We start from the raw sequence: 1,600 nt of genomic DNA, 5'->3' as shown, positions 1-1,600 counted from the left end.
AAAATGGTGAGCGTCAGGGTTACAACACCTATGTGTACTCTGAGAGCGAAATTAAGCGCATTGCAAAAGTTGCGTTTGAAGCAGCGCAAAAGCGTAACGGTAAGCTTTGTTCTGTAGATAAAGCGAACGTACTTGAAGTAACGGTGTTGTGGCGTGAAATTCTTGACGATATGGCGAAAGACTATCCAGATGTAGAGCTGAGTCATATGTATGTTGATAACGCAGCGATGCAGCTCGTTCGTGCGCCGAAGCAGTTTGACGTAATGGTTACAGGCAACATGTTTGGTGACATTCTGTCTGATGCGGCAGCAATGCTTACTGGCTCTATCGGTATGCTTCCATCTGCATCGTTAGATGAGAACAATAAAGGTATGTACGAGCCGTGTCATGGTTCTGCGCCTGATATTGCTGGCCAAGGCATCGCAAACCCGCTCGCAACGATTCTATCCGTTGCGATGATGTTGCGTTATAGCTTGAGCGAGAACAAAGCCGCTGATCTGATTGAAGATGCAGTGAGCAAAGTGCTTGATCAAGGTTTGCGTACTGCAGATATCTTCTCTGAAGGTTCAACAAAAGTCTCTACAAAAGAAATGGGTGACGCGGTTGTTGCGGCGCTTGAGTCTTTGGTTTAAATCACTGGTTTAATAAGGTCGATAGAAATGAAAAAGTTAGGAATGGTCGGCTGGCGTGGCATGGTTGGTTCCGTGCTTATGCAGCGTATGCAAGAAGAGAATGACTTCTCTTTAGTTGAGCCAGTGTTTTTTACTACATCACAAAAAGGTTTACCTGCTCCAGATCTAGGGCAGGGGGAATCAGTATTGCTTGACGCAAATGACGTGAGTGAGCTGGCGCAAATGGATTTCATCATTACCTGTCAGGGTGGTGATTACACAAAAGCGGTTTACCCTAAGTTGCGCGAAAGTGGCTGGGATGGCTACTGGATTGATGCGGCTTCAGCCCTTCGCATGGAAGATAACGCTGTCATCGTGCTTGATCCTGTTAACCGTCACGTGATCGATGAAGCACTATCTAATGGCGTGAAAGACTTCGTCGGTGGTAACTGTACGGTGAGTCTAATGTTGCTTGCTCTAGGAGGTTTGTTCGCGGAAGACTTGGTGGAATGGGTATCACCGATGACATATCAAGCGGCATCAGGTTCAGGCGCTAAGCACATGCGTGAATTGATTACTCAAATGGGTGAGATCAAAGAAGCGGTTGCGAATCAGCTAGACAATCCAGCGTCAGCGATTCTTGAAATTGATAAGTTGGTAGCAGAGAAAATGCGTTCAGACGAATTCTCGACTGACCAGTTTGGCGTTCCGCTTGCGGGCTCTTTGATTCCTTATATCGATACGCAGTTGCCGTCAGGCCAAAGCCGTGAGGAGTGGAAAGCAGGTGCTGAAACTAACAAGATTCTCGGTACGCAAGAACAAGCAATCCCAATTGACGGTTTGTGTGTACGTGTTGGTGCTATGCGTTGTCACTCTCAGGCGCTTACCATTAAGTTAAAGAAGGATCTGCCTGTCGAAGAAATTGAGGCTAAATTGGCTGCAGCGAATGATTGGGTCAAAGTAATTCCTAATGATCGCGAAGCATCTAT

2 protein-coding genes are annotated in these 1,600 nt (G+C 46.6%); both read left to right on the top strand.

Translation table 11 applies throughout. From position 1 onward, the window contains the following. A partial coding sequence (gene leuB, locus A3762_RS02090; protein ID WP_197468944.1) for a 3-isopropylmalate dehydrogenase occupies window positions 1-632 on the top strand: 632 nt, incomplete at its 5' end. A gap of 27 nt (window positions 633-659) precedes the next feature. Next, a partial coding sequence (gene asd, locus A3762_RS02085) for an aspartate-semialdehyde dehydrogenase (RefSeq protein ID WP_068753878.1) occupies window positions 660-1,600 on the top strand: 941 nt, incomplete at its 3' end.

The sequence above is a fragment of the Oleiphilus sp. HI0125 genome (genome assembly GCF_001635355.1).
Note: the sequence above shows the minus strand (reverse complement) of the source record. Positions and strands in the feature narration are given on the sequence as shown.